3 protein-coding genes are annotated in these 3,906 nt (G+C 54.3%); all 3 read right to left on the bottom strand.

Annotated elements, in window-relative coordinates; all coding sequences use genetic code 11:
* Window positions 1–337 precede the first annotated feature (337 nt).
* The 3 genes from ACOTTU_RS24825 to ACOTTU_RS24815 all read right to left on the bottom strand — a co-directional run bounded on the left by ACOTTU_RS24825 (window position 338) and on the right by ACOTTU_RS24815 (window position 3,632).
* On the bottom strand, window positions 338–1,222 hold the full coding sequence (locus tag ACOTTU_RS24825; RefSeq protein WP_425662194.1) for a sulfurtransferase: 885 nt from the start codon (window positions 1,220–1,222) through the stop codon (window positions 338–340).
* Between the two features lie 47 nt (window positions 1,223–1,269).
* Window positions 1,270–1,932, bottom strand: a complete 663-nt coding sequence (locus tag ACOTTU_RS24820; RefSeq protein ID WP_425662192.1) for a peroxiredoxin — start codon at window positions 1,930–1,932, stop codon at window positions 1,270–1,272.
* Window positions 1,933–2,057: 125 nt separating this feature from the next.
* Window positions 2,058–3,632, bottom strand: coding sequence for a winged helix-turn-helix domain-containing tetratricopeptide repeat protein (locus ACOTTU_RS24815; protein ID WP_425662190.1), 1,575 nt, complete (start codon window positions 3,630–3,632; stop codon window positions 2,058–2,060).
* Window positions 3,633–3,906 lie beyond the last annotated feature (274 nt).

Raw genomic sequence — 3,906 nt, 5'->3', positions numbered from 1 at the left:
TCTTTGCCAATATCGATGCCGATCGACATCAGCTCATCAAAGTCGCTCTTCGCCATGCTACTTCTCCATCTTGCAGAAATAGGCAAAGCCTAACCTGCTGGGTGAAGCAGCCGGTACATCCCATTAGGAGACGTTCAGCCGTCACCCGCAATGCTGCGATGCGGCCCGTAAGACCAGACCTTCGCTGCAGACGCAAAGCTTCGGAGTCCTTGTGGTCAAAGAAGCGGTCTAAGCTGCCGCTACTTTTGCCAAGGCAGTGGTAACGATGTCTGCCTCTTATCTTGCGTGGTCCTGCGCCAAGCCTTCTTTTGGCGCAGGATTTTGGTGTGTCATTTCTCTATCCGTCCGAGCCGGTTGCACTGGGCAACATCTTGTCGTCGCCCCATTCAGCCCATGATCTGTGGTAGGTTCGCACGTTCGGATGCCCCAGCAAACGCAGCGCCACATAACTGTGAGAGGACGCCAGGCCATTCTGGCAGTGCACAACCACGCGATCATCCCAATCTACACCGGCCGCTTCAAAATGCACCCGAAGCTCTGCGGCTGGACGAAACGAGCCCGCCGCGTTCAGGTTCTGTGCCCAGGGCAGGTTCGTTGCCCAGGGGATGTGACCTTGTTCGAATATACTACCTGGTCGGACATCCAAGACTTCAACGTTCTCATCATGCTGACGTTCTAGAATCCAGTCAGCGGATGCGGCGCGGCGTGCTGCAATTGCAGGTACGAACCGCTTCGGCATCGGGATCCGTGTTTCGTCTGTAGTCAGGTCCTGTTCGACCTCGCGCCAAGCCTCCAGACCGCCATTCAGCAAACGCACGTTTTTATGCCCGAGATATTCGAGCAACCAAAACATGCGCGCAGCATGAAACCCGCCGCGATCATCGTAAAGAATGACCTCTGTCGCACTATCAATGCCGATATTTCCCAGAAGATCTGAGATTTCTGAAATCGGGCGCAGATCACCGTCTATAGGCCCTCCGGGCTCTACGACAGCGTTGGGGTCGAGTTGCATCGCACCCGGGATGTGCCCGGAATTGAATTCCTTGGCGCTTCTGATGTCGAGGATCACACGATCTAATTCGCCTGAGGTTTGAGCCAGTTCGCTGGCGTCAACAAGCAGATGCGCGTTCGGATAGGTCTCACTTTCGGCCTGGGCTGAGTCCGCGATATTTGTCGAAAAAAGCACGGCGACGGTAAGTGTTTGAAATGTTCTTCTGATCACGTTGCATATTCCTTTTGTATCATTCCTGGGGAACGGGTCAGTCGCGCCTATTGGACAGGATCAGCAACAAAGCGCAGATAGGGACGCGGAGCGGTCCATCCTTCGGGGAACGCGGACTTTGCGGCATCGTCCTGCAGCGCCGGCAAAATGATGACGTCTTCGCCGCGTTGCCAGTTTGCGGGCGTCGCGACCTTATGCAAATCAGTCATTTGAAGACTGTCGATCACGCGCAGCAGTTCTGTGAAGTTGCGGCCTGCGGTCATTGGATAGGTGATTGCGGCGCGGATCGTTTTGTTCGGCGCGATGATGAAAACGCTGCGGGCAGTCTGATTGTCCATTGCCGTCCGATCCGTCGCCACTCCTTCGGTCTGTGCTGGCAGCATCCCGTATGTCTTCGCGACCGCAAGCTCAGGGTCTGAAATCAGGGGATATTCAAGTGAGACACCCTGCGTCTCTTCAATGTCTTCCTTCCAGCGATGGTGTGCCTCAATCGGGTCTACGCTGAGCCCTATGACTTTCACGCCGCGGCGTTCAAATTCGGGCATATCGCGCGCTACCGCGCCCAATTCAGTGGTGCAAACCGGTGTGAAGTCTTTCGGGTGGGAGAAGAAAAGGCACCAATGGTCGCCAATCCAGTTGTGAAAGTGGATCATCCCTTTGGTTGTCATTGCGGTGAAATTCGGCGCTTTCGAGCCAATTGTAAGTGTCATTTGGGTTTCCTGTTTAGCAATCTCGTATGAGCAGGTTGCTAAACAGGTCTCAAAGGGATCGCTTGAAGTGGAGCTGTGGAATTCGTGCGGAAATGCTGCGTTTTCCCATGCGGCGCTCTCTCGACCTAGTCCAGGCCCAGCTTTCCCAATGTGTCGCTGATTGTCCGACGCATGCGACCGTCCCGAAATGGAAAGGCTCCGAAGAAAAGGTTTGACGTCACGTCAGGTCGCTGTCTTTTGGCCTGCTCTACATGATGCAAGGCTGTTTGATGATTGCCCTCCAGCTCTTTGACGCACGCAGCGATAAGGTTGATATAAAAATGCACAGAGGGTGTCTGTAACGCCCGGTCGATCAGCTTTCCCGCGCCAACGAAATCCTCTTGCGCGATTTTTGACAACGCTTGTACGGACAGCATCGCATAACTGATCGGATCAAGCGGACTAAGCGACATTGCTCTTTTGGCAAGTGCTATGGCGTCGTCGGGCTTGCCATCCAATAGCTGCATCAGGCCCTTTGAATAATGTGATTGGGCGAAATTCGGGTTGATGCTCAGTGCCCGGTCCAGCCACATCTCCCCGCCTTTGATGTCGCCTTGAAGCCACCGAGCGCGGCCCATGTTGAAATTCGCAAACGGCTCGAGCGGATCAATCTCAAGCGCCAGTTCTGCCGATTTCAAAGCACGTTGCAGCGCCTGCTCGCGATCCTTGTCGTATTGCATGAACGCAGTCTGCCAATGCGTAAAAGACTGACCTGCATGTGCTCTCGCAAAACCGGGGTCGAGCTTGAGAGCGGCGTCAAAGTGTTTTGCCGCAGACTGATTATGGTCTTCACGAAACTTGTAGAGGTGGGACAGGCCCACGTGGAAATGTGACCAAGCATCGAACTCATCATGTGCCAGCCGACGAGATCGGGTTGCCTCATACGCGGGAAGCTCCAGCTCCAGAGCGCCAACTACAGAGGATACGATACGCTGACGCGCGGTTTGAATACCGCTCAGGTCTGTCGTGAAAGTTTCAGACCAGAGGATTTTTCCGTCCTGCGCAGCCGCCAGTTCTACAGAAACCGTGATCTCGGTGTCGCTGGCTTCCATACTGCCCATCAACACGTATCGTACACCAAGTCTTGCGCCGGCATTCACCGGATCAAGTGTTCCGGGATCGAATTGGAAGGACGATCCTCTCGATATGACGTGAAGCCAGCGCATCCGCGATAAACCGGACAAAAGTTCGCTGGGCATCGCATGCGTCAACCATGCCAAGCTTGTGTCCATCCGCGTCATCGTGAACTTCATGACTGCTATGCACGGAGATTCGATTACGGGGTTTTCGGGCGTTCGCAATGGCCCCATTGATACGTCACTGGCGGCTATGTCTTCCGCTTGAGCAGCGATCACCTCTTTCACTTCGGCGACAAAGCGATACCCCAATCCGTGAACGGTTTTAATAGCTGATTGTTTTGTTCCATTGTCTCCTATGGCTTTGCGGGCCTGTTTGATCGCAGTGGAGATAGTTGCCTCACTCACGATCCGCCCGTCCCAGATCTTTTCGATCAGGTCGCTCCGCGAAACAACACGATCTCGGTTTGTAATCAGGAGAACCACCAGTTTGAATGGCAGGCGTTCGACGTGCACAAGCCCTTTGGGCCCAACAATCTCGGCCCGCTTCGTGTCCACAAGGTAACCGTCAAGCATCAAACGCATAGGAAGCACTTAAACCAACCAGCATGACTGCGCCATATTTGACTCAAGCACACAATCTGTCCTTGCAGTTTCATCAACACGCAGCAGTTCGGCTTATGAATGGAATTTAGGCACATTAAAGCCCTCGCGGACCCGCGTCGCGCACGGCCCCAAGCGGATGAGGTGGATGGCTCCTGCTCCACCGGCATCGAACGTGCCAAAGTGCAGTTGTCAACGACTGCTAGGAAAGGAGCCACCCAATGACAGTAAAGACCGTAGGCCTGGATTTGGCCAA

It is taken from the genome of Roseobacter sp. EG26 (genome assembly GCF_049830555.1).
Classification (GTDB): domain Bacteria; phylum Pseudomonadota; class Alphaproteobacteria; order Rhodobacterales; family Rhodobacteraceae; genus Roseobacter.
The sequence above is the reverse complement of the archived record's forward strand: the minus strand, read 5'-3'. Positions and strand labels throughout refer to the sequence as shown.

Excerpts from the sequence above, each read along its gene's own strand:
- ACOTTU_RS24820 (WP_425662192.1), bottom strand. The coding sequence starts at position 1,932 with ATGACACTTACAATTGGCTCGAAAGCGCCGAATTTCACCGCAATGACA.
- ACOTTU_RS24815 (WP_425662190.1), bottom strand. The coding sequence starts at position 3,632 with ATGCGTTTGATGCTTGACGGTTACCTTGTGGACACGAAGCGGGCCGAG.